The sequence below is a fragment of the Microbacterium sp. W4I20 genome (assembly GCF_030816505.1).
Lineage (GTDB): Bacteria > Actinomycetota > Actinomycetes > Actinomycetales > Microbacteriaceae > Microbacterium.
The window spans coordinates 732,485-754,641 of sequence record NZ_JAUSYB010000001.1 but is presented as its reverse complement, the minus strand read 5'-3'; the positions used below and the strand labels follow the sequence as shown (position 1 = coordinate 754,641).

Genomic DNA, 22,157 nt, shown 5'->3' with positions numbered 1-22,157 from the left:
GCGAAAAAGAGGATGCGGGAGCCGGACGATACCGGCTCCCGCATCCGTGTGGTCAACCGCTCTTGCGTCGGAACTCGCGCCGCGTCTGCGGGGCAGCCGCGCCGTGCACGGCGGAATCGCCGTCGAGGTGCGACTCGCCCTGCCGGTGGTGCGCGTTCTTCTTCTCGAGCGCTTCCTTGAACTTGCGCTTCATCTCCTCGGAGGAGGTGGCGCCTTCTTCGGTGCTCATGCCCCGAGCCTAGAGCACGCCCGCTGTGAGGGGGAGATCAGCGCCGCGCTCGGCGGATGACCGCATCGATCAGGACCCCCACCGCGACGGCGACGGCGATCGACACGGGTACGGCCACGAGGGGCCCGCCGGGGATGATCGTCGCGATGACCGCGCCCATGGCAGCCTGGTACGCGGCCCATGCCGTCGCGGCGAGGGTGACGAGCGCCAGATAGCGCGGGGGATGGATGCGGGATGCTCCGGCGACCAGGTTGACGGCGAGCCGGGCGAAGGGGACGAAGCGGGCGGTGAAGAGCACGGTGGCCGTTCCGCCGTCGAGCCGGCGCTGCGCCCAGGCGAGCGCCTGCTGCACGCGAGGGGTGCGCATCCATCTCCAGCGCTCGGTGCCGACGGCCCGTCCGATCAGATAGCAGCAGGCGTCACCGAGCGCGGCCGCGACGGCGGCGCAGACGATGACAGCCCACAGGGGAGGGGCACCGTTCGAGACGGCGAATGCGCCGAGTGCCGTCACGGCGATCTCCCCAGGCACCACCACGAAGAAGGCGTCGCCCAGCACCAGCACGCTCATCAGGACGAGACTCCAGGGACCCGTGAGCGATTCGGCGAGCAGGTCGGTCGGCACGGAGAACACTGTGTACGGCCGCGGTGAACAGGAACCAAAGACCGGATAGCCGGTGACCTGCGGTCCAGCATCCGGTGAACATCTGGTGGCGAAGGCCGTTTTCGGAGAGCGGGTGCGCGCGGTGACGTCATCCTGAGGGTGTGAGAGTAGCGATCGTCACGGAGTCCTTCCTTCCGCACATGAACGGCGTCACCGGATCGGTGCTGCAGATCCTGCGGCACCTCGAGCACCGGGGACACGAGGCGCACGTCCTCGCACCGGCCGCGGCCGGGATTCCCGGCGAGGTGAGCGGAGCGCTCGTCGAGGCGATCCCGAGCCTCGCCCTGCCCGGCTACCGGAACGTGCGGGTCGGCACGTCGACGGCGCACCGGGTCGCCGCCTCTCTGCGCAGGTTCGAGCCCGACGTCGTGCACCTCGCGTCCCCCTTCGCCCTCGGGTGGCGCGGCGTGCTGGCGGCGGAGCGCCTCGACGTGGCCTCGGTCGCTGCCTACCAGACCGATGTGGCGGCCTACACCGAGCGCTATCGGGTCGCCGCGACGACCGGCATCGCCCAGACGCACATCGCGCGGCTGCACCGCCGCGCGACCCTGACGCTCGCGCCTTCGGCGGAGTCCGCACAGCAACTCGCGTCGCTCGGCGTGGACCGCGTCCGACGCTGGGGCAGGGGAGTGGATGCCGAGCGCTTCCAGCCGTCCCGCCGCAACGGTGCCCTGCGGGCGGAATGGGGAGCGGAGGTCGTGATCGGCTACGTCGGACGCCTGGCTCCGGAGAAGCAGGTCGAGGATCTCGCCGTCCTCCGCGACATCCCCGGGACGCGCCTCGTGATCGTCGGCGACGGGCCGAGCCGGCCGCGGCTCGAGAGCCTGTTCCCCGAGGCGCTGTTCCTCGGCCACCTCGACGGCGAGGCGCTCGCCGCGGCCATGGCCTCCTTCGACGTGTTCGTGCACCCGGGCGAGAGCGAGACCTTCGGGCAGACCCTGCAGGAGGCGCATGCGAGCGGCGTGCCCGTGGTGGCTACCGGGCGAGGCGGACCGCTCGACCTCGTCCGCATGGGGATCGACGGCTGGCTGTACCGGCCGGGAGACCTCGAGGATCTGCGGATGCGCGTGGCCGACCTCGCGGGTGACACGCGCAAGCGGCGGGCGTTCGGAGAGGCGGGGCGCGAAGCCGTGCAGGGACGCAGTTGGGCGAGCGTGTGCGGTCAGCTCCTCGAGCACTTCGATGATGCCCGCTCCCTGCGTCGGGCCGACGGGGCCGCGCGCGCTCGCCGCCTGGTGCGCCCGGAGCCCACGGCCCCGATCGCCGCACCTCGCTGGGATCGCTACGTCGCGCTCGGCGACTCGCTCACCGAGGGCCTCTGCGACCCCGCACCGGATGGAGCGCTGCGCGGGTGGGCCGATCGACTGGCGCTGCTGCTGGCCGCGCGCGGTGGAGTCCACTACGCGAACCTCGCCATCCGGTCCAAGCGTGTGAGCGACGTGTGTGGATCTCAGCTGGACCGGGCGCTCGAACTGCGCCCGGATCTCGTGTCGATCCTCGTCGGCGCGAACGACCTGGTGAAGCACCGCGTCGACGTCGGGGCCCTGGCGGCACGGCTCGAGACGGCGGTGCATCGACTGCGCGAGACCGGGGCGGATGTCGTGCTGCTGACGCCGTTCCTGCCCCGCAGGCGTGCGGCATCGATCTACACGAGGCGGTTCAGCGCCTTCGCGACCGCGCTGGCCGGGATCGCGGCACGCACGGGCGCGATCCTGATCGACACGGACCTCTATCCCGAACTCCCGGATCGACCCCACTGGGGGGAAGACCTGGTGCACCTCAGCAGTCGCGGACACCGATTTCTCGCCTATCGAGCCGGTGAGGTGCTCGGTGTCCCTCATGCGGACGCGCTCGGTGCACTCGATGCCGCTCTCCACGAGCACGAATCGATCAGCGCCGGAGCCTGGTGGCGTCGTCACGCCCTGCCCTGGGTCTGGCGACGACTGCACGGGCGGGCCGCCGGAGACGGAAGAGTCGCGAAGCACCACGACTACGTCTACCTCCGCGGCTCGCAGACCCGGCAGCGCCAACCCGCTCAGAAGTGAGGCGAGGGCGAGCGCCCCGACAGGTCAGCGTCTGCCCATGCCGTGGTACTGCCACCCGGCCGCGCGCCAGGCCGCCGCATCCAGGCAGTTGCGCCCGTCGATGATGACCCGTCCCCGCACCAGTCCACCGGCGAGGACCGGGGAGAGGTCCCGGCGGTACTCGTCCCATTCGGTCACGACGACGACCGCGTCCGCCTCGCGCAGCGCGTCGTCCCGCTCTCTCGCATAGCCGAGCTGCGGGTGGGCGGCCTGCGCGTTGTCGATCGCGGCCGGATCCGTCACCACCACGTCCGCGCCCAGTCCGCGCAGGCGGACGGCGACATCGAGGGCGGGGGAGTCGCGGATGTCATCGCTGAAGGGCTTGAACGCCGCTCCGAGGACGGCGATCCGGCGGCCGAAGACGAGACCGCCGAGCGCATCGACGACGAGTTGCACGGCGCGGTCGCGACGGCGGAGGTTGATGGAGTCGACCTCACGCAGGAACCCCACCGACTCGCTGCGGCCGAGCTCTTCGGCGCGTGCGGCGAAGGCGCGGATGTCCTTCGGCAGGCAGCCCCCGCCGAAGCCGATGCCCGATCCGAGGTAGCGCCGTCCGATGCGGGTGTCATATCCGAGGGCGTCGGCGAGCAGGGTGACGTCGGCGCCGGAGGCCTCGGCGATCTCGGCCATCGCGTTGATGAAAGAGATCTTGGTGGCGAGGAAGGCGTTGGCGGCGCCCTTGACCAGCTCGGCGGTGGCGAGGTCGGTGACGAGGAACGGTGTTCCCGCGTCGACAGCGGATCGATAGACCGAACGGAGCACCTCCACCGCCCGGTCGCCGTCCTCGCCGGCTGCGGCGCCGACCACGAGGCGGTCGGGCGTGAGCGTGTCGTGGACGGCCCAGCCCTCGCGCAGGAACTCCGGATTCCAGACGAGCGTCGCTCCGGTGCCGTCGATCTGCTCGGCGAGTCGAGCGGCCGTGCCCACCGGCACGGTGGACTTCCCCGCCAGCACGTCGCCGGGGCGGAGGTGCGGGACGAGCGCGTCGACGGCCGCGTCGACATAGCGGAGGTCTGCGGCATGCCCGCCCGGGATCTGCGGAGTGCCGACGGCGAGGAAATGAACCTCGGACCCGGCAGCATCCTCCAGTCGCGTGCTGAACGTCAGTCGACCCGATGCCAGGCCGTCGGCGAGCAGTTCCTCGAGTCGAGGCTCGAAGAACGGCGCCGTTCCCGCTGCCAACGCCGCGACCTTCCGCTCGTCGACGTCGATACCGATCACGTCGTGTCCGATGGAGGCCATGGCGGCGGCGTGCACGGCACCGAGGTACCCGCAGCCGATCACTGACAAGCGCATGGCACCAGCAGAGCGGATGCCGCTCACGTCGCGGCATCCGTCGGGTGAACGGGCCGTGGCCGGGGCATGTCCGATCCGCGTCGCGCGCAGCGACAAGGGTTTCCCGGGTTCACGCTGGTAGGGTGGACGAGGTTGACTTCGGTCGATCGCACAATTTCATATCGACTCACGGAGCGAGCGGCGGAGAAGCTGGTCCCCTGTGGTGGGTTCCTCGGCAGGAGATGCCGGGTGGCTTTCTACTGGTGGCCAGCGCAGGCGATAGTCGCGGGAATGCCCGCGCGCCCGAACCCTGCTGTTCCGCTCCTCTTGAATGCGCTCGCGCGTCACATGGATTCGCGAGTCTAAACAAAGAAGGAGAGACCTCTTGGAAGGTCCTGAAATCACCGCCACCGAGGCCGTTCTCGACAACGGCCGCTTCGGCACCCGCACCATCCGCTTCGAGACCGGCCGCCTCGCGCAGCAGGCTCAGGGCGCAGTCGCCGCGTACCTCGACGGCGAGACCATGCTCCTCTCGGCCACCAGCGCAGGCAAGCACCCGCGTGAAGGCTTCGACTTCTTCCCGCTGACTGTCGACGTCGAGGAGCGCTCCTACGCCGCCGGCAAGATCCCCGGCTCGTTCTTCCGTCGTGAGGGTCGTCCCTCCACCGAGGCGATCCTCGTCTGCCGTCTGATCGACCGCCCCCTGCGTCCGTCGTTCGTCGACGGTCTCCGCAACGAGGTCCAGGTCGTCATCACCGTGCTGTCGATCGCTCCCGGCGAGTACTACGACGCACTGGCGATCAACGCGGCTTCCGCCTCGACGCAGATCTCCGGTCTGCCGTTCTCCGGCCCCGTCGCCGGTGTGCGCCTCGCGTTCATCCCCGGTCACGGCGAGCACGCCGACCAGTGGGTGGCGTTCCCGAACGCCGAGCAGGTCGGCGAGGCTGTGTTCGACCTGATCGTCGCCGGTCGCGTCGTCACCAAGTCCGATGGCTCGGAAGACGTCGCGATCATGATGGTCGAGGCTGAGGCCACCGAGGGCAGCTGGAACCTGATCAAGGCCGGCGCCACCAAGCCGAACGAGGAGATCGTGGCCCAGGGCCTCGAGGCCTCGAAGCCCTTCATCGCTCAGCTGGTCAAGGCTCAGGCCGAGCTCGCGGCGACCGCCTCGAAGGAGCCGGGCGTCTACCCGGTCTTCCCGGCGTACAGCCAGGAGGTCTACGACTTCGTCGCCGGCCGTTCCTACGACGACCTCGTCGGCGTGTACCAGATCGCCGACAAGACCGAGCGCCAGAGCGCCGACGACGCGATCAAGGACCGCGTCCGGGCACAGCTCATCGAGGCGACCGAGTCGAACGAGCTGCCTGCCGGCGCTCCGCTCGAGTTCTCCGCGGCGTACAAGTCCGTCACGAAGAAGATCGTCCGCGGTCGCATCCTCACCGAGGGCTCCCGCATCGACGGCCGCGGCCTGGCGGACATCCGTCCGCTCGACGCCGAGGTTCAGGTCATCCCGCGCGTGCACGGCTCCGCGATCTTCCAGCGCGGCGAGACCCAGATCATGGGCATCACCACGCTGAACATGCTCAAGATGGAGCAGCAGATCGACTCGCTGTCGCCCACGACGAGCAAGCGCTACATGCACCACTACAACTTCCCGCCCTACTCGACCGGTGAGACCGGCCGCGTGGGCTCGCCGAAGCGTCGTGAGATCGGGCACGGCTTCCTCGCCGAGCGCGCCCTCGTGCCGGTGCTGCCGAGCCGCGAGGAGTTCCCCTACGCGATCCGTCAGGTGTCCGAGGCGCTGAGCTCCAACGGCTCGACGTCGATGGGTTCCGTCTGCGCCTCGACCCTCTCGCTGCTGAACGCCGGTGTGCCGCTGCGCGCTCCGGTCGCCGGCATCGCGATGGGTCTCGTGTCCGACGAGGTCGACGGTGAGACCCGCTACGCGGCGCTGACCGACATCCTGGGTGCGGAGGACGCTCTCGGCGACATGGACTTCAAGGTCGCCGGTACGGGTGAGTTCATCACCGCGATCCAGCTGGACACCAAGCTCGACGGCATCCCGACGTCGGTTCTCGCCGGTGCGCTGACTCAGGCGCGCGACGCGCGTCTGACGATCCTCAACGTCCTGAACTCCGCGATCGACGCTCCTGACGAGATGGCGCCGACCGCGCCGCGCGTCATCAGCGTGCAGATCCCGGTCGACAAGATCGGCGAGCTGATCGGCCCGAAGGGCAAGACGATCAACTCGATCCAGGACACGACCGGCGCGCAGATCTCCATCGAGGAGGACGGCACCGTCTACATCGGCGCGACCGACGGCCCCTCGGCCGAGGCCGCCCGTGCCCAGGTCAACGCGATCGCGAACCCGACCAACCCGGAGATCGGCGAGCAGTTCCTCGGAACCGTCGTGAAGATCGCCACGTTCGGTGCCTTCGTCTCGCTGCTTCCGGGCAAGGACGGACTGCTTCACGTCACCGAGGTGCGCAAGCTCGCCGGTGGCAAGCGCGTCGAGAACGTCGAAGACGTCCTCTCGGTCGGCCAGAAGGTCCTCGTGAAGATCACGAAGATCGATGACCGCGGCAAGCTGTCGCTCGAGCCCGTCCTCGACGACGCTCCGGCAGAAGCAGCGCCTGCTGCGGATGTCGACGCCGAGTAGGCTTCACCGCTCGAACCGGAGCCCGGGTCCATCCGCACAGGATGGGCCCGGGCTCCGTCGTTCTCGGCGTAACCGAAACGTTATGGGAAGTTTTCGCGCCGTTCCCTGGATTGGTCGGGACGTTCGCCGCTGTCGCTTACCCTCGAAGTACGCACCGGGGGGTGCATTTCAGGCAGTGACGCAGGTCGGAACGCACCGATCGACGCGGGGGTGAGAGAATGCGGTTGTTCAGCGTAGGCGCAGGGGCGTCGGACGAGCGCGCCCGAACGGGCAGCGAGCACCCGTCGGCCCCTATCCCGATCGTCGGTCCGGGAATAGGAGAGGGCATCCGCGTCCCTCTCGGCGAGACCGGCTTCGAGACCTTCCCCCTCGTGCTGGGCGCGGCCGAGTTCGGCTGGAACGTCGACCTCGAGACCAGTCACGGCATCCTCGATCGCTACGTCGAGTTCGGCGGGAATGCCATCCACACCGCGGACGGCTTCTCCGGTGGGCGCAGCGAGCACATCATCGGCCAGTGGCTGCGATCGCGCGGGCACCGCGACAGAGCCGTGCTCAGCGTGCGCATCGGCGCCCACGCCGACAATCCCGGCCTCGGCTCCGTGAACCTCGTCCGGGCCGTGGAGGGGTCGTTGACGCGCCTCGGAGTCGAACGCATCGATGTGCTCTACCTCGATGCCACGCTCGATGCGACGACCAACCTCGAAGACACGCTCGCCACGGTCGAATGGCTGAAGGATGCCGGCAAGATCGGCTCCGTCGGAGCCTTCGGCCTCGCGCCGGAGCGCCTGGTGGAGGCACGCATCCTCGCCTCGGCCGGCTACCCGCGCATCGAGGTCATCGATGCGCCCTACAACCTTCTCCGACGGCAGCCCTTCGAAGGCGACCTGCGGCTGGTGGCCGGGGCGCAGAACCTGGCCGTGACGCCGTCGCACGCACTGGAGCACGGGTTCCTCTCCGGCCGTCACCGCAGCAAGGCGCTGACGTCGCAAGGCGTCCGGGGTGAGCAGCTGAGGGGCCACCTGAACCGCCGCGGCATCAAGATCCTCCGCGCGCTCGATCAGGTCGCCGCCGAGCTCGCCGTCCCGGTGGCAGCGGTGTCGATCGCGTGGCTGCTCGCGCAGCGCACGGTCGCGGCGCCCATCGTGAACACGTTCGCGACCGACCATGTCGACGAACTCATGCAGGGAGCGGGAGTCTCGCTCTCGCGGACCCAGGTCGCCGAGCTCACGCGCGCGGGCAACTGAGCATCAGGCACCCGTGACATAGGGTGGAAGAGAGGCCCGGCGGATGCTGGCGATGAAGCGAGCGAGTTTGTGACGCACTACATATATCTGGTCAGACACGGTGAACATCAGGATGCAGAGCACGGTCTCGCCGACGGACCCCTTTCGCCGCGCGGGCAGCGTCAGGCCGAATTGATCGCCGACCGGTTGTCCGGTCTACCGCTCGATGCGGTCTGGCATTCGCCCCTGCTGCGCGCGAACGAGACAGCCCGCGCGATCGCCGGCCGGCTGCCGTCGGTCGACCCCGAGCCGACCGCGCTGCTCTTCGACTGCGTCCCCACCGGGATGACGGAAGAGACGCCGGCCGCGTTCGAGCCGTTCTTCGGATCGATCTCCGACGCCGAGATCGATGCCGGCCGCGCCCAGATGGCGGATGCCGTCAACGAGTTCCTCATCCGCAAGAACGGAGAGGTGCACGAGGTGCTCATCACGCACAACTTCGTCATCTCCTGGTTCGTCCGCGAGGTGCTCGGCGCACCGGAGTGGCGCTGGATGACGCTCAATCAGGCGCACTGCGGACTGACGATCATCGCTCAGAAGCAGGGTCGGCCCTGGACGCTGCTCAACCACAACGACACCGGTCATCTGCCGGTCGAGCTGCGCACCGGCATCCCGGACCCGATGCCCGTCTGACAGCCCCGCGCGCCCCGGACGGAAGCCGTTGCCCGCTCCCTAGACTGAAAGCATGACCTCGCAGGTAGCACTCGTCGGCGGAACCGGAAAGCTCGGCACGATCATCCACGCGGTGATCGACGAGCTCGAGGGCTTCGAGGTGAGCCGCGTGCTGACATCGTCGAGCGACCTCGCGGATCTGTCCGGCGCGGACCTCGTCGTGGATGCGTCGACGCCTCAGGTGAGCGTCGACGTCGTGCGCGCCGCGATCGAAAGCGGCATGAACGTGCTCGTCGCGACCTCCGGCTGGTCCGCCGAGCGCATTGCTCTGGTGCGACCCCTCGTCGAGGCAGCGGGCACCGGTGTCGTCTTCATCCCCAACTTCTCGCTCGGCTCGGTGCTGGGCTCGGCCCTGGCGGCGGCGGCGGCGCCGTTCTTCGGCTCGGCCGAGATCGTCGAAGCCCATCACGAGCGCAAGGTCGACTCTCCCAGCGGCACCGCGGTGCGCACGGCGGAGCTGATCGCCGCCGCGCGTGCGGAGCAGGGGCCGGTCAGCGCGCCCCACGCCGATCAGCGTGCCCGAGGTCAGCAGGTCGGCAGCGTCCCGATCCATTCACTGCGCCGGCCGGGAGTGATCGCCAAGCAGGAGGTGATCCTGTCCGGGCCCGGCGAGTCCCTCACTTTCACACATGACACCATCGATCCGGCTCTGGCGTACGCTCCGGGTATCCGGCTCGCCGTCCCGTACGCGCTCACCGCCTCCGGTGTGATCGTCGGGCTCGAGAACATGATCGACATCGGCATCCGCTCGTGATGTCACGGATCGGCGTCGGCCTGATGGCCGCGGCGCTCCTCGTGTATCTCGCCGTCGCGATCTGGCTGGCGGTCATGTTCATCGCGGTGGGTTCACCGGTGTCGATCGGCATGGGGATCACACTGATCGTGCTCACGCCCATCGGAGCGTGGGCGCTGCTGCGTGAGATGCAGTTCGGGTTCGCCGCCGATCGCCTCGGTCGAACGCTCGACGCAGAGGGCGGGATGCCGCCGGTCGAGACCGAGCTCACTCCGAGCGGCCGCATCGCCCGCGCCGACGCCGATCCGCTGATCGCTCGGTACACGGCCGAGGCGGAGGCGCCCGGCGCGGACTGGCGCACCCGCTACCGGTTGGGCGTGGTGCAGGATGCTGCCGGGCGCCGCAAAGACGCGAGGGCCAGCATCCGGGAAGCCATCCGACTCGCCCGTGCCGCCCGTTCGCGCGAGTGACCGGGCGAGCGCGTGATCAGGCCAGCGTGGCTTCGAGGGTGATCTCGATGCCCGCGAGCGCCTGAGAGACCGGGCAGCCCGTCTTCGCCTCTGCGGCGATCTCCTGGAACTTCTCCGGCGAGAGACCGGGGACGACGGCGTTGACGTTGAGGTGGCTGCCGGTGATGCCGACGCCCGGCTTGAATGTCACGGACGCGCTGGTGTTCACCCGCTCCGGGGGAGTGCCGTTCTCGGCGAGGGCGTGTGAGAGGGCCATGCTGAAGCACGAGGAGTGTGCGGCGGCGATGAGTTCCTCCGGCGTCGTCGTCGTGTCGCTGCCTTCGCTGCGCGCCTTCCAGTTGAGCGGGAAGGTGCCGAGGTTCGACGACGAGAACGCGACCGTGCCGGATCCCTCCATGAGCGATCCGGTCCAGGTGCTGGCGGCTTCGCTGGTGACAGGCATGATTCCTCCGGTTCTCGCGCTGCGGAGAGGCCGCGACGCGTCCCGGCCAGCCTAGCGAGAGGTCGCGGGCGAAGGAACAGCGCTCAGGATGCGGCGGCGGTCCGGCCCACGATCCCCACGCGCTGGAGCAGGAGGTAGAGCTGGCAGCCGAGGCAGAAGGCGAAGGCGGCGTTCAGGAACGCGGCGATGAACGCCGCGGCCGTGGCGATCGGCAGAGCCCAGGGGACGCCGGCGAGGTGCAGGACGAGCCCGATCCCGACGACGAAGAGTCCGACGCCCTGTGAGAACCGCGGAGGTCGCGGATCCTCGAGTTCTGCCGGAGCAGCGAGGCGGGGGCGGACCAGCCGGCGGAACAGCACGCCCCACGGTGCGGTCGCCGGCGAGGCGACGCTCCAGAGGAACAGCAGCGCGATGACGACGGTGAGCAGGAAGCCGGGGTCGAGGGCGCGCTGCAGGAGAGGAGCTGCCTGGAGACCTGCGGTCGAGATGCCGACCAACGCCAGGAAGGTGGCCGCCAACAGCAGCACGGCGGTGATCGTCGCGGCGAACCGCGGCGCACGCGGGTCGATGCCTGCGGGAGTGGTCATGGATGCTCCGATCTTCGCGCCTCAGACGGCAGCGACGGCTTCGGTGAGGGCGTGCCGCTGAGGCACCCCGTGGAATCGGGCACGGACGGCTCCGGAGTCGTCGACGACGAACGTCGTCGGCGTCTGCAGCACCTTGTAGCGTGCCGACAGGTCGGGCCTGTGCGTCAGGTCGATCTCGAGCAGACGGAGGCCCTCGTGATCGGATGCGTAGGCTCCGAGCATGCGACGCACCTGCGGGCAGCGCGCGCACGTCTCGGTGCTGAACTGCACGAGGGTCGCCCGCGAACCCAGCTCCGTCGCGCCGGCATCCGTCGGATCGAAGCGCAGCGCGCCACCGGCTCGCCGACGCCCGTCCCGGCGGCGCAGCACGACGCCGATGATCGTGGCGAGCGCGAGGAGCGCTGCCGCGATTCCCAAGGCGAGCGCTGGCGACATGGATCGAGAGTACGGCGCGCGACGCATGCCGAAGGCCGATGTTTCCGACCATGACGGACGGCGCGCGAGCGTGCAGGCATCCGCCCGGCCGTGGCGGTGGGAAGGTATCGTGGCAGTCATGAGTGCAGCCGTCCCGACGCCGTATGAAGACCTGCTCCGCGACGTGCTGGAGACCGGCACACACAAGTCGGATCGCACTGGAACCGGCACGACGAGTGTCTTCGGACGACAGATCCGATTCGACCTGTCGAAGGGGTTCCCCCTGATCACGACCAAGCGGGTGCATTTCAAGTCGATCGCCTATGAACTGCTCTGGTTCCTGCGCGGAGACTCCAACGTCGGGTGGCTGCAGGAGAACGGCGTCACCATCTGGGACGAATGGGCGGATGCCTCCGGCGACCTGGGGCCGGTGTACGGCGTGCAATGGCGCTCGTGGCCCACACCCGACGGGGAGAGCATCGATCAGCTCTCCGACGTGATCGAACAGATCCGGCAGACCCCTGACTCGCGCCGGTTGATCGTCTCGGCCTGGAACCCCGCCGACATCCCCGACATGGCCCTCGCACCCTGCCACGCGCTCTTCCAGTTCTATGTCGCGGACGGCAAGCTCTCCTGCCAGCTCTACCAGCGCAGCGCCGACATGTTCCTCGGCGTGCCCTTCAACATCGCCTCCTACGCGCTGTTGACGATGATGGTCGCACAGCAGGTCGGCCTCGAGCCCGGCGACTTCGTCTGGACCGGCGGCGACTGCCACATCTACGACAATCACCTCGAGCAGGTGCATGAGCAGCTGAGTCGCGAGCCGTTCGACTACCCGACGCTTCGCATCGCCCGCACCCCGGAGTCGATCCTCGACTACCGCTACGAGGACTTCGTGGTGGAGGACTATCAGCACCACGCGCCGATCCGGGCGGCGGTGGCAGTGTGAGTGACGTCCCGGTGGGCACGATGCTGGTCGGGCTCATCTGGGCCGAGGCGAACGGCGGAGTGATCGGTGCCGAGGGCGGAATGCCCTGGTACGTGCCCGAGGATCTCGCGCACTTCAAGGAGATCACGCTGGGTGCTCCGGTGGTGATGGGGCGCAAGACCTGGGACTCGCTGCCCGAGCGGTTCCGGCCCCTCGAAGGTCGCGAGAACATCGTGATCACCCGCCAGCAGGATTGGAGCGCGGAGGGTGCACGCCGCGCGGCGACCGTCGCGGAGGCGGTCCGTGGCCTGGATCGCGTCTGGATCATCGGCGGGGCGGAGATCTTCCGTCAGGTGATCGCCGATGCCGACAGGCTCGAGGTCACCGAAATCGATCTGTCCGTCGACGGTGACGCGTACGCTCCACCCAAGGCGGGCTGGCGACTCGTCGACGAGGGGGAGTGGCAGACCTCTCGCACCGGCATCCGCTACCGATTCCTGGGATACGCGCGCTGATGCCCACCGCACTGATCACGGGAGCGAGCGCCGGCCTCGGGGCCGAGTTCGCGCGCCAGCTCGCGCGCCGTCGGGCCGACCTGATCCTGGTGGCGCGCACGGAGGAGACCCTCGACGCCCTGGCAGCTGACCTGCGAAGCGAGCACGGCGTCGCCGTGGAGGTCCTCGTGGCCGATCTCGCCGAGGACGCCGGTGTAGAGAGGGTCGCGGCACGCCTGCGCGACCCCGCCGACCCGGTGGACCTGCTGGTCAACAATGCCGGCTTCGGTCTGCCGCTGCAGTTCGCCGACAACGACATCGCCGACGAGGTGCGGCACCTGCGGGTGCACGTCGAAGCCTCGATGCGGCTCATGCACGCCGCGCTGCAGTCGATGCGCGGCCGGGGTGGTCGCATCATCAACGTGGCCTCGGTCGCAGGCTTCATCTCGCGTTCGACCTACTCCGCATGCAAGGCCTGGCTGATCGGATTCAGCCGATGGGCGAACGCCGAGTACTCTCGCGACGGCGTCTCCGTCACCGCGCTGTGCCCCGGATTCACGCACACCTCCTTCCATGAGCGCATGGGCCTTCCCGTGGGCGAAGAGGGCGTGCCCCGTTTCATGTGGCTGAACGCCCGCGACGTGGTCCGCGAAGGGTTGCGAGATGCGGCGCGGGGCAGGTCCGTGTCGATCCCGTCGCTGCGGTATAAGGCGCTCGTGGCGCTGACCCGCGTCCTGCCGAGCTCCCTCACCTCGGGCGTCGCCCGACGCGGCCGCGTCTGATCGCGAGGACGAACGATGGGGTGGTTCCGCAGGCGGAAGCAGGATCCGCAGGATGCGAACGAGTTGCTGCGGCAGTACAACGAGGCAGAAGCCGCGCGGATCGCCGCCCTCACCCGTGGGTCCGCGGTGCCCGCGGAGACACCCGCGTTCGTGAGCGCCATCGGGGGAGGGGCCGAACTCTCCGTCGAGGACGTCTTCATGATCACGGGACGCGGCCAGGTGGCGACGGGCACGGTGACCGCGGGGACGATCCGGGTCGACGACGACGTCACGGTCCTGCGGGCCGGGGCTCCGATCGCTGGCACGTCGATCACCGGGATCGAGATGTTCCGCAAGCATGCGAACGAGGCATCGGCCGGCACCATGGTCGGCGTGCTGCTGCGCGACAGGATCGACGTGAGCCGAGGCGACGTCATCCGGGTGACCGCGTCAGCGTGAGCATCATCCGAACCGATACGCTGGTGGCATGACGCACTCGGGCAACCCCTTCGGACAGGTTCTCGTCGCGCTCGTCACTCCGATGACGGCCGACGGCGAAGTCGATTGGCCCGCCGTCGAGAAGCACATCGATGACGTGATCACCGCGGGCGCGGACGGCATCGTCGTGACGGGAACTACCGGCGAGACCTCGACCCTGACAGACCCCGAGAAGCTCAAGCTCGTCGAGGTCGGGAAGTCCGTGGCCGCAGGACGCGCCAAGATCATCACCGGTGGCGGATCCAACGAGACCGCCCATGCGATCGAGCTGTACAAGGCCAGCGAGAAGGCCGGCGCCGACGGCATCATGATCGTGACCCCGTACTACAACAAGCCGACCCAGGCCGGCATCCTGACCCACTTCCGCATGGTGGCCGACGCGACCGATCTGCCGGTGATCCTCTACGACATCCCCGGGCGCACGGGCGTGCCGATCAAGTACGAGACGATCCTGCGTCTCGCGAAGCACCCCAACATCCTCGCGGTGAAAGATGCTAAGGGCGACTTCTCCGAGGTGAGCCGCGTGCTCAACCAGACCGACCTCATGTACTTCTCCGGTGACGACGCCAATGCGCTGCCGCATCTCGCGATCGGCGCCACGGGCCTGATCGGCGTCACCGCGAACGTGGCGCCCGGCCCGTACCGCACCATCATCGATGCGGTGAACAACGGTGACCTCGCCACGGCCACGGCGGAGCACAAGCGGCTCGAGCCGCTCGTGCGCGCCGTCATGACCCACGTGCCCGGCACCGTCGCAGCGAAATACATCCTGCACGGTCTCGGCCGTATCTCGAGCCCGCGCGTGCGCCTGCCCCTGGTCGGCCCGGAGGAGTGGGAGGCCGCGCTCATCGAGGACGAGCTCGACCTCGTCAAGAACGTGCCCGGCGCCGATTTCTCGAACTTCCGACCCGACCGCAACGCGGCCGCGGGTGGTGCCCTGCCGAAGGTGCACGGCACGACGCGCTGAGGCGCGTCGCCATGAACGAACGGACGCGCACAGTGTCCGACTGAGGAGACAGCATGTCCATCCCCCTGTCAGAACCGTCCGCTCTCGACGAAGGAACGCTCCGGGTCATCCCGATCGGCGGTCTCGGCGAGATCGGCCGGAACATGACCATGTTCGAGTACGACGGCAAGATCCTGATCGTCGACTGCGGCGTGCTCTTCCCCGAGGAGCACCAGCCGGGCGTCGACCTGATCCTTCCCGACTTCGAGCCGATCCGCGATCGCCTCGACGACATCGTCGGCGTGGTGCTCACACACGGGCACGAAGACCACATCGGTGCGGTCCCGTACCTGCTGCGGCTGAAGAGCGACATCCCGCTGATCGGCTCTGGCCTCACGCTCGCGCTCGTCGAGGCGAAGCTCAAGGAACACCGCATCAAGGCGTTCACCCTCACGGTCACCGAGGGCCAGCAGGAGCGGGTCGGGCCGTTCGACCTCGAGTTCGTCGCGGTGAACCACTCGATCCCGGATGCCCTCGCCGTCGCCATCCGCACGCCTGCCGGTATGGTCCTCGCGACCGGCGACTTCAAGATGGACCAGCTGCCGCTGGACGGCCGCATCACCGATCTCCGCGCCTTCGCCCGTCTCGGCGAGGAGGGCGTCGACCTGTTCCTGGTCGACTCCACGAACGCCGACGTCCCGGGGTTCACGCCCACCGAGCGCTCCATCGGACCGGTGCTCGACCAGGTCATCGCCAAGGCTCCCCGCCGGGTCATCGTCGCGAGCTTCTCGAGCCACGTCCATCGTGTCCAGCAGGTCATCGACGCGGCATACGCCAACGGCCGCCGTGTGGCCTTCCTCGGTCGCAGCATGGTCCGCAACATGACGATCGCCGAGCAGCTGGGCTACCTGAAGGTGCCGTCCGGCGTGCTGATCGACTACAAGAAGGCGCGCGACCTGCCCGACGACCAGATCGTCTACATGTCGACCGGATCCCAGGGCGAGCCGATGGCCGTCCTCAGCCGCATGGCCAACCTCGACCACGCGATCGAGGTGAGCGAGGGGGACACCGTGATCCTCGCCTCCAGCCTGATCCCCGGCAATGAGAACGCCGTCTACCGGGTGATCGACGGGCTCACGAAGCTGGGTGCGAACGTCGTGCACAAGGCGAACGCGAAGGTGCACGTCTCCGGGCACGCCGCCGCGGGCGAGCTCATCTACTGCTACAACATCCTGAAGCCGAAGAACGTGCTGCCGGTTCACGGCGAGTACCGCCACCTCATCGCCAACGCGAAGCTCGCCCAGGACACCGGGATCCCGGCGTCGAACACGATCATCGCCTCCAACGGCACCGTGATCGACCTGAAGAACGGCGTCGCGAATGTCGTCGGCCAGTTGGATCTCGGCTTCGTCTACGTCGACGGCTCCACGGTCGGCGAGATCACCGACGCCGACCTCAAGGATCGTCGGATCCTCGCAGAAGAGGGTTTCATCTCGATCATCGTCGTGGTGGATGCCACAACGGGGCAGATCATCTCCGGCCCCGAGATCCACGCCCGAGGAGTCGCGGAGGACGATTCGGTGTTCGATGACGTGACGCCGAAGATCGTGGCCGCCCTCAAGGAGGCCTCGGGCAACGGCGTCCGCGACACCCATGCCCTCTCGCAGGTGATCCGCCGCACGATCGGCCGTTGGGTGAACCAGCGTCTTCGCCGCCGCCCGATGATCGTTCCCCTCGTCATCGAAGCCTGAGCCCTGCCGGGAACGGGCGGCCGCACTCACGGCCGCCCGACATCCGGTCGTAACAGCCGCCGTCTAGGCTCGCGTCATGTCCACGGGCTTCACCCTTCGTCCGGCCGCCCAGCCCGACGCCGTCTTTCTCGGTGACATGCTCGTCGAGGCCGCGAACTGGCGCGCCGGCGGAGTGCGGCCCCGCCACGAGGTGCTGACCTCCGCTGATCATCGCCGGTACATCGCAGGCTGGAAGCGCGGGGCCGACGACGGGCTGATCGCGATCGGACACGATGGCATTCCGATCGGCGCCGCCTGGTACCGGATGCTGCCGCAGAACGAGCCGGGTCTCGGATTCGTCGGCGCGGCGGTGCCCGAGCTCATCCTCGGCGTCCACCCGCTCTGGCGCGCCCGAGGCGTGGGGAGGTCGCTTCTGCGCGGCGTCGTGCAGCTGGCCGGCGCGCAGGGGCATGCGCGGATCAGCCTGAGCGTGGAACGGGACAACTTCGCGCGGAACCTCTACCGGGCCGAGGGGTTCAGCATCTCGGCACAGGGTCTGCTCCGCGACACGATGGTGCGACGTACCGCCTGATGGGTCGATCCGGATCACCGGAAAGCCGCGTCATTACGCGGAAGTGTCGGCGGTTCCGCGTAACGTGAGGGCATGGCCAGGAGTACCACGAAGACTGAGAGCGCGTCGAAGAGCGCGTCGTCGCGCCCCAAGCGGCAGACGGCTCCCAAGGCCCAGCCCGCGCCCAAGAAGTACATCGACGAGCAGGACAAGCCTCCCCTCGCGGCTCGGGCGTGGACCGGATTGGCGCACGGCGTCGGCGGGCTGTTCCGTGCCTTCGGGCCGGAGACCCTCGAGAAGGACGACCGCCGAGACGGCTTCCCGTTCTTCCTCGTGCTGCTCGCCGTCGCAGGTGCGGTCAACGAGTGGTTCTTCATCGGCAACGAGGTCGCCGCCAACATCAGCGCCTACACGGTCGGTCTCTTCGTGGGCCGCGTCGCCTTCATCATGCCGGTGCTGCTCCTGCTGCTCGCCGGTTGGTTGTTCCGGCACCCCTCGTCCGTCCACGACAACGGGCGCATCGGGATCGGCTTCGGCATGTTCGTCCTCGCCCTCGCGGGGATCTTCCATGTTGCCGGTCCGCGGCCGCACCCGAATCAGGGGATGCCCGCCCTCAGCGAGTCCGGGGGCCTCCTCGGGTGGCTGGTCGGTCAGCCGCTGACGTATCTGACCGACATCCCCGCCTACGTGGTGCTGTCGCTGCTCGCGGCGCTCAGCGTCCTGATCCTCACCAAGACGCCGCCGAACCGCATCGGCGCGCGTCTCGGCGATCTGTACGCGTGGATGTTCGACGCCGAGCGGGTGGAGAAGCCGGCGAAGGATGCCGCGGCGATCGACGACGCCGACAAGGTCGACGACCCCGATGTGCTGCCCTGGTGGCGACGCAACAAGACCGGCCGCGAGGAAGACCCCGACGAGGGCACTCTCGGTTCGGATGACATCACCGCGCTGCTCACGACCTCGGATCCGACGCCCGCTTACGACCAGGCCGTGGTGGTGGAGAACCCGTACGATGCGGCGACGGAGGTGCTCTCCGATGTGCGTTCGGTGACTGACTCGCTCGCCGAGCAGCAGGCCACGGCGCTTCTCGACGATGAGTCCGACACCGGCGAGATGCCGGAGCTCCCGGGCCTGGACGGGTTCGGGACGGAGGGACCGGGGGAGCGCGGGCCTCAGGCGCCCGTGGCGCCGTACATCCTGCCCTCGCCGGGACTGCTGGTCGAAGGACCCGCTCCGGTCGTGCGTTCCGAGGCGACGGACAAGGTGATCGAACAGATCACGAGTGTCCTCTCGCAGTTCAAGGTCGACGCGAAGGTCACGGGCTTCTCGCGGGGCCCGACGGTCACACAGTACGAGGTCGAGGTCGGTCACGGCGTCAAGGTCGAGAAGATCCTGCAGCTCAGCAACAACTTCGCCTACGCCGTCGCCTCGAACGATGTTCGCATCCTCTCGCCGATCCCCGGGAAGAGTGCGATCGGCATCGAGATCCCGAACGCCGACAAGGAGATGGTGGCGCTCGGCGACGTGCTGCGCTCGCCCGCGGCGCAGAAGAGCACGCATCCGATGACGATCGGCGTCGGCAAGGACGTCGGCGGCAACATCGTGATCGCCAACCTGGCCAAGATGCCGCACCTGCTCGTCGCCGGTTCGACCGGCTCCGGTAAGTCCAGCTTCGTGAACTCGATGATCACGAGCCTTCTCATGCGCGCGCGGCCCGCCGACGTGCGCATGGTCCTGATCGACCCGAAGCGGGTGGAGCTCACGAGCTATGCCGGCGTCCCTCATCTGATCACGCCCATCATCACGAACCCGAAGAAGGCCGCCGAGGCGCTGCAGTGGGTCGTGAAGGAGATGGACATGCGGTACGACGACCTCGCGTCGTTCGGCTACCGGCACATCGACGACTTCAACCGTGCGGTTCGTGCGGGTGAGGTCGAGCTTCCTGTGGGCAGCGAACGCGTGCTCAAGCCGTACCCGTACCTGCTCGTGGTCGTGGATGAGCTCGCCGACCTGATGATGGTCGCCCCGCGCGACGTCGAGGACTCGATCGTCCGCATCACGCAGCTCGCGCGAGCATCCGGCATCCACCTCGTCCTCGCCACGCAGCGGCCCAGCGTCGATGTCGTGACCGGGCTGATCAAGGCGAACGTCCCCTCCCGCCTCGCCTTCGCGGTGACCAGCGTCACCGACAGCCGCGTCATCCTCGACAGTCCCGGCGCTGACAAGCTGATCGGCCAGGGTGACGCCCTGTTCTCGCCGATGGGCTCTTCGAAGCCCTTCCGGCTGCAGGGCGCCTGGGTTGACGAGAAGGAGATCGACGCGGTCGTCAAGCACGTCACGCGCCAGGCTCGCCCCGACTACCGTCCCGATGTGCAGGAGGCCCTCGAGCCGACGAAGAGGAAGGAAGTCGACGAGGACATCGGCGACGACCTCGAGCTGCTGCTCGCTGCGGCCGAACTCATCGTGTCGTCGCAATTCGGGTCCACCTCGATGCTGCAGCGCAAGCTCCGCGTGGGCTTCGCCAAAGCCGGACGACTGATGGATCTGCTGGAATCCCGCGAGATCGTCGGCCCGTCCGAGGGCTCCAAGGCCCGAGATGTGCTGGCCACCGCGGAGCAGCTGCCTCAGGTGATGGCCAAGCTGCGCGGCGACGACGTGCCGGCGGCCCCGACGGCGCCATCGATGCCGAGTGCCTCCGCGGCGACCCCGCATGACCCGGTGGAAGCCCAGTTCCGTGATCTTCCCGTCGTCGAGGCTGAGGGCGATGAAGACGCCTGGGGCCTGACGGGGCGCGACTGATGGCGATCCCTCGGCAGCTGCCCAACGCCATCACCATCGCACGGATCCCGCTCGCGGTCGTCTTCTTCGTGCTGCTCATGCTCGGCGGAACGTACGGGCTGCCGGAAGAGGGGCTGCGTTGGGCCGCCGGCATCCTGTTCATCGTCGCGATCTCGACCGACTGGATCGACGGCTATCTGGCTCGCAAGTACGACATCGTCAGCGAGTTCGGCAAGCTGTGGGATCCCATCGCCGACAAGCTGCTCACCGGTGCGGGATTCATCGGCCTCGCGAGCCTCGGGGAACTCCAGTGGTGGATCGTCGCGATCATCCTCGCGCGCGAGTGGGGTATCACGGTCCATCGCCTCATGGTGGCCAGCGAACACGTGGTCGCGGCTGCGTGGATGGGCAAGATCAAGACCGCCGTCCAGGCTGTGGCTCTCGGATGGGCGCTGCTTCCGCTGCACGTCTTCATCGGCCTCGGACCGTGGACGCTGATCACCGCCGTTCTCATGATCATCGTTCTGATCCTCACCGTCGTGAGCGGTATCGACTACGTGATCGCGCAGGTGCGCGGCTCGCGGCAGAAGGCGTGACCGTCACGCCGGCGGCGCGGGTGCTGTCCGCACTCCGCAGCCGAGGGTGGACGCTGGGCGTCGCGGAGTCCCTCACCGGCGGCTCAGTCTGTGCCGAACTCGTGTCGGTTCCCGGGGCATCGGATGTGCTGCTCGGGGGAGTCGTGGCCTACTCGACCCCCGTCAAACACACTCTGCTCGGCGTCGACGACGAGCTGCTGGCACAGCACGGTCCCGTGCACTCCGGCGTGGCCCTGCAGATGGCACAGGGCGTGCGGCGGGCTGTGCGCGTCGACGGCAGGGCGGCAGACGTCGGGATCTCCACCACGGGGATCGCCGGCCCGGACTCGCCCGACGGACAGCCGGTCGGAACGGTCCACCTCGGTCTCGTCACCCCTGAGGGGACTTGGACACGAGAGCTCCACCTCGACGGCGACCGGGCGCATATCCGCGATGAGTCGGTCACAGCCGTGCTCTCTGCGCTCCTCGACGTGATCGGGGAATAGTGGCCGGCACGGCGCGGTTATCCTCGATGTGCTCACATTCAAACCACAGAGTGCAGGGGTAGATTCTGTGCCAGCCAGGGGCGTTAGACTGGCTTTCTCACTGAGGGAGACCTCGGGGTATCGAACGGGGAGGAGGTTCCGATGATTCTTGTACGACAGGAAATCGGCGATGTGCTGAGGGACTTCCGCCTGCAGAAGGGGCGCACGCTCCGGCAGGTCGCAAGCAAGGCTTCCGTCGCGCTGGGCTACCTCAGCGAGGTCGAGCGGGGGCAGAAGGAAGCATCGAGCGAGATCCTCGCGTCGGTCGCGGACGCCCTCGACGTGCCCATCTCCACGATCATGCGCGAGGTCGGCGACCGAATCTCCGTGCTCGAGGGCATTCAGGTGTTCCCCGACGTGGTCCCCGACGATCTGGTCGCATCGATCGAGCCCGAGCTCTCGCTGCACTGACGTCCAGCACGCTCAGGAGACAGTATGCGTCGCAGTGAATTCCTCCGCGCCGTCGAGACGGAGTTCCAGGGGCGCGCGGCGTCGCTGATCAACGACCTCGTCTTGTCCGATCTGGGCAATCGCACGTCGGTCGAGGCGCTGTCCGACGGCGAACCGCCGCGCGACATCTGGCTCGCGCTCTGCACGGAGATGGATGTTCCGGAGAACCGCCGTCACGGCGCAGGCCGTCAGGAGCCGCGGCGGCGCTGACCGCTCATCCACGTTCGAGGTGTGCCGGTTTTCGCTCAGCGAATCGCGGCGTGTCGTCGAAGATGTGTTCGAAGAGCGCGTAGTGTTCTGCACAAGTGGTCACTGAGGTTCGTTCCGCACAATCCGATCGACTGTCCGACTCAATGTCGGTGGTTGCTCCTA

Annotated in this window: 23 protein-coding genes and 1 pseudogene; 18 read left to right on the top strand and 6 right to left on the bottom strand. The window is 68.4% G+C overall.

Annotated elements, in window-relative coordinates:
- Positions 1–52: 52 nt before the first annotated feature.
- On the bottom strand, positions 53–229 hold the full coding sequence (locus QFZ21_RS03785; RefSeq protein WP_197072143.1) for a DUF5302 domain-containing protein: 177 nt from the start codon (positions 227–229) through the stop codon (positions 53–55).
- Between the two features lie 37 nt (positions 230–266).
- Positions 267–851 carry a DedA family protein gene (locus QFZ21_RS03780; protein ID WP_307374575.1) on the bottom strand — a complete coding sequence of 195 codons (585 nt, stop codon included), beginning with the start codon at positions 849–851 and terminating at the stop codon, positions 267–269.
- Positions 852–991: 140 nt separating this feature from the next.
- Between QFZ21_RS03780 and QFZ21_RS03775 the strand changes: the two genes are divergently transcribed.
- Complete coding sequence (locus QFZ21_RS03775; protein WP_307374573.1) at positions 992–2,935, top strand: GDSL-type esterase/lipase family protein; 1,944 nt, start codon at positions 992–994, stop codon at positions 2,933–2,935.
- A 24-nt stretch (positions 2,936–2,959) separates the two neighbouring features.
- Here QFZ21_RS03775 and QFZ21_RS03770 read toward each other — a convergent pair whose 3' ends face one another.
- On the bottom strand, positions 2,960–4,270 hold the full coding sequence (locus QFZ21_RS03770) for a UDP-glucose/GDP-mannose dehydrogenase family protein (RefSeq protein ID WP_307374572.1): 1,311 nt from the start codon (positions 4,268–4,270) through the stop codon (positions 2,960–2,962).
- A gap of 364 nt (positions 4,271–4,634) precedes the next feature.
- On the opposite strand from QFZ21_RS03770, the gene QFZ21_RS03765 reads away from it, so the two are divergent.
- From QFZ21_RS03765 to QFZ21_RS03745, 5 genes are all read left to right on the top strand, one after another.
- Positions 4,635–6,908 carry a polyribonucleotide nucleotidyltransferase gene (locus QFZ21_RS03765; RefSeq protein WP_307374570.1) on the top strand — a complete coding sequence of 758 codons (2,274 nt, stop codon included), beginning with the start codon at positions 4,635–4,637 and terminating at the stop codon, positions 6,906–6,908.
- A gap of 218 nt (positions 6,909–7,126) precedes the next feature.
- Positions 7,127–8,152: an aldo/keto reductase gene (locus tag QFZ21_RS03760; RefSeq protein ID WP_307374568.1), complete on the top strand. Its 1,026-nt coding sequence runs from the start codon at positions 7,127–7,129 to the stop codon at positions 8,150–8,152.
- A gap of 69 nt (positions 8,153–8,221) precedes the next feature.
- Positions 8,222–8,824, top strand: coding sequence for a histidine phosphatase family protein (locus tag QFZ21_RS03755; protein WP_307374566.1), 603 nt, complete (start codon positions 8,222–8,224; stop codon positions 8,822–8,824).
- Between the two features lie 52 nt (positions 8,825–8,876).
- A complete protein-coding gene (gene dapB, locus QFZ21_RS03750) occupies positions 8,877–9,617 on the top strand; it encodes a 4-hydroxy-tetrahydrodipicolinate reductase (RefSeq protein WP_307374564.1) in 741 nt (246 codons plus the stop codon).
- Positions 9,617–10,066: a hypothetical protein gene (locus QFZ21_RS03745; RefSeq protein WP_307381198.1), complete on the top strand. Its 450-nt coding sequence runs from the start codon at positions 9,617–9,619 to the stop codon at positions 10,064–10,066. Before dapB ends, QFZ21_RS03745 begins: the two co-directional genes overlap by 1 nt.
- A gap of 16 nt (positions 10,067–10,082) precedes the next feature.
- Here QFZ21_RS03745 and QFZ21_RS03740 read toward each other — a convergent pair whose 3' ends face one another.
- The 3 genes from QFZ21_RS03740 to QFZ21_RS03730 all read right to left on the bottom strand — a co-directional run bounded on the left by QFZ21_RS03740 (position 10,083) and on the right by QFZ21_RS03730 (position 11,530).
- Positions 10,083–10,508, bottom strand: coding sequence for an OsmC family peroxiredoxin (locus tag QFZ21_RS03740; RefSeq protein ID WP_307374562.1), 426 nt, complete (start codon positions 10,506–10,508; stop codon positions 10,083–10,085).
- Positions 10,509–10,591: 83 nt separating this feature from the next.
- Positions 10,592–11,095 carry a DUF4395 domain-containing protein gene (locus tag QFZ21_RS03735; RefSeq protein ID WP_307374559.1) on the bottom strand — a complete coding sequence of 168 codons (504 nt, stop codon included), beginning with the start codon at positions 11,093–11,095 and terminating at the stop codon, positions 10,592–10,594.
- Positions 11,096–11,116: 21 nt separating this feature from the next.
- Complete coding sequence (locus QFZ21_RS03730) at positions 11,117–11,530, bottom strand: thioredoxin family protein (RefSeq protein WP_307374557.1); 414 nt, start codon at positions 11,528–11,530, stop codon at positions 11,117–11,119.
- A gap of 118 nt (positions 11,531–11,648) precedes the next feature.
- Between QFZ21_RS03730 and QFZ21_RS03725 the strand changes: the two genes are divergently transcribed.
- From QFZ21_RS03725 to QFZ21_RS03670, 12 genes and pseudogenes are all read left to right on the top strand, one after another.
- A complete protein-coding gene (locus tag QFZ21_RS03725) occupies positions 11,649–12,458 on the top strand; it encodes a thymidylate synthase (RefSeq protein WP_307374554.1) in 810 nt (269 codons plus the stop codon).
- 20 nt (positions 12,459–12,478) lie between these two features.
- Entirely contained in the window at positions 12,479–12,952 is a 474-nt protein-coding gene (locus QFZ21_RS03720) for a dihydrofolate reductase (RefSeq protein WP_307381197.1), read from the top strand.
- On the top strand, positions 12,952–13,713 hold the full coding sequence (locus QFZ21_RS03715; RefSeq protein ID WP_307374552.1) for an SDR family oxidoreductase: 762 nt from the start codon (positions 12,952–12,954) through the stop codon (positions 13,711–13,713). Before QFZ21_RS03720 ends, QFZ21_RS03715 begins: the two co-directional genes overlap by 1 nt.
- A gap of 15 nt (positions 13,714–13,728) precedes the next feature.
- Positions 13,729–14,130: pseudogene (locus tag QFZ21_RS03710) on the top strand (EF-Tu/IF-2/RF-3 family GTPase); the annotation flags it as partial.
- A gap of 49 nt (positions 14,131–14,179) precedes the next feature.
- Entirely contained in the window at positions 14,180–15,157 is a 978-nt protein-coding gene (gene dapA, locus QFZ21_RS03705) for a 4-hydroxy-tetrahydrodipicolinate synthase (RefSeq protein WP_046014383.1), read from the top strand.
- Between the two features lie 53 nt (positions 15,158–15,210).
- Positions 15,211–16,887: a ribonuclease J gene (locus QFZ21_RS03700; RefSeq protein WP_307374547.1), complete on the top strand. Its 1,677-nt coding sequence runs from the start codon at positions 15,211–15,213 to the stop codon at positions 16,885–16,887.
- A 76-nt stretch (positions 16,888–16,963) separates the two neighbouring features.
- The gene (locus tag QFZ21_RS03695) at positions 16,964–17,458 is read left to right on the top strand and encodes a GNAT family N-acetyltransferase (RefSeq protein ID WP_307374545.1); all 495 of its coding nucleotides are present in this window, start codon (positions 16,964–16,966) and stop codon (positions 17,456–17,458) included.
- A gap of 72 nt (positions 17,459–17,530) precedes the next feature.
- Positions 17,531–20,236: a DNA translocase FtsK gene (locus QFZ21_RS03690; RefSeq protein WP_307374544.1), complete on the top strand. Its 2,706-nt coding sequence runs from the start codon at positions 17,531–17,533 to the stop codon at positions 20,234–20,236.
- On the top strand, positions 20,236–20,811 hold the full coding sequence (pgsA, locus tag QFZ21_RS03685) for a CDP-diacylglycerol--glycerol-3-phosphate 3-phosphatidyltransferase (RefSeq protein WP_307374543.1): 576 nt from the start codon (positions 20,236–20,238) through the stop codon (positions 20,809–20,811). Before QFZ21_RS03690 ends, pgsA begins: the two co-directional genes overlap by 1 nt.
- On the top strand, positions 20,808–21,296 hold the full coding sequence (locus tag QFZ21_RS03680; protein ID WP_307374540.1) for a CinA family protein: 489 nt from the start codon (positions 20,808–20,810) through the stop codon (positions 21,294–21,296). Before pgsA ends, QFZ21_RS03680 begins: the two co-directional genes overlap by 4 nt.
- Positions 21,297–21,437: 141 nt before the next feature.
- Entirely contained in the window at positions 21,438–21,746 is a 309-nt protein-coding gene (locus tag QFZ21_RS03675) for a helix-turn-helix domain-containing protein (RefSeq protein WP_060925763.1), read from the top strand.
- 24 nt (positions 21,747–21,770) lie between these two features.
- On the top strand, positions 21,771–21,995 hold the full coding sequence (locus QFZ21_RS03670; RefSeq protein WP_307374535.1) for a DUF3046 domain-containing protein: 225 nt from the start codon (positions 21,771–21,773) through the stop codon (positions 21,993–21,995).
- The last annotated feature ends 162 nt before the right edge of the window (positions 21,996–22,157 follow it).

What these genes read in the sequence shown, in the direction of transcription:
- QFZ21_RS03675 (WP_060925763.1), top strand. Translation starts at nt 21,438, where the DNA reads ATGATTCTTGTACGACAGGAAATCGGCGATGTGCTGAGGGACTTCCGC.
- QFZ21_RS03730 (WP_307374557.1), bottom strand. Translation starts at nt 11,530, where the DNA reads ATGTCGCCAGCGCTCGCCTTGGGAATCGCGGCAGCGCTCCTCGCGCTC.
- QFZ21_RS03700 (WP_307374547.1), top strand. Translation starts at nt 15,211, where the DNA reads ATGTCCATCCCCCTGTCAGAACCGTCCGCTCTCGACGAAGGAACGCTC.
- QFZ21_RS03715 (WP_307374552.1), top strand. Translation starts at nt 12,952, where the DNA reads ATGCCCACCGCACTGATCACGGGAGCGAGCGCCGGCCTCGGGGCCGAG.
- QFZ21_RS03735 (WP_307374559.1), bottom strand. Translation starts at nt 11,095, where the DNA reads ATGACCACTCCCGCAGGCATCGACCCGCGTGCGCCGCGGTTCGCCGCG.
- pgsA (WP_307374543.1), top strand. Translation starts at nt 20,236, where the DNA reads ATGGCGATCCCTCGGCAGCTGCCCAACGCCATCACCATCGCACGGATC.
- QFZ21_RS03695 (WP_307374545.1), top strand. Translation starts at nt 16,964, where the DNA reads ATGTCCACGGGCTTCACCCTTCGTCCGGCCGCCCAGCCCGACGCCGTC.
- dapA (WP_046014383.1), top strand. Translation starts at nt 14,180, where the DNA reads ATGACGCACTCGGGCAACCCCTTCGGACAGGTTCTCGTCGCGCTCGTC.
- QFZ21_RS03670 (WP_307374535.1), top strand. Translation starts at nt 21,771, where the DNA reads ATGCGTCGCAGTGAATTCCTCCGCGCCGTCGAGACGGAGTTCCAGGGG.
- QFZ21_RS03760 (WP_307374568.1), top strand. Translation starts at nt 7,127, where the DNA reads ATGCGGTTGTTCAGCGTAGGCGCAGGGGCGTCGGACGAGCGCGCCCGA.
- QFZ21_RS03740 (WP_307374562.1), bottom strand. Translation starts at nt 10,508, where the DNA reads ATGCCTGTCACCAGCGAAGCCGCCAGCACCTGGACCGGATCGCTCATG.
- QFZ21_RS03745 (WP_307381198.1), top strand. Translation starts at nt 9,617, where the DNA reads ATGTCACGGATCGGCGTCGGCCTGATGGCCGCGGCGCTCCTCGTGTAT.
- QFZ21_RS03725 (WP_307374554.1), top strand. Translation starts at nt 11,649, where the DNA reads ATGAGTGCAGCCGTCCCGACGCCGTATGAAGACCTGCTCCGCGACGTG.
- QFZ21_RS03770 (WP_307374572.1), bottom strand. Translation starts at nt 4,270, where the DNA reads ATGCGCTTGTCAGTGATCGGCTGCGGGTACCTCGGTGCCGTGCACGCC.
- QFZ21_RS03690 (WP_307374544.1), top strand. Translation starts at nt 17,531, where the DNA reads ATGGCCAGGAGTACCACGAAGACTGAGAGCGCGTCGAAGAGCGCGTCG.
- dapB (WP_307374564.1), top strand. Translation starts at nt 8,877, where the DNA reads ATGACCTCGCAGGTAGCACTCGTCGGCGGAACCGGAAAGCTCGGCACG.
- QFZ21_RS03785 (WP_197072143.1), bottom strand. Translation starts at nt 229, where the DNA reads ATGAGCACCGAAGAAGGCGCCACCTCCTCCGAGGAGATGAAGCGCAAG.
- QFZ21_RS03720 (WP_307381197.1), top strand. Translation starts at nt 12,479, where the DNA reads ATGCTGGTCGGGCTCATCTGGGCCGAGGCGAACGGCGGAGTGATCGGT.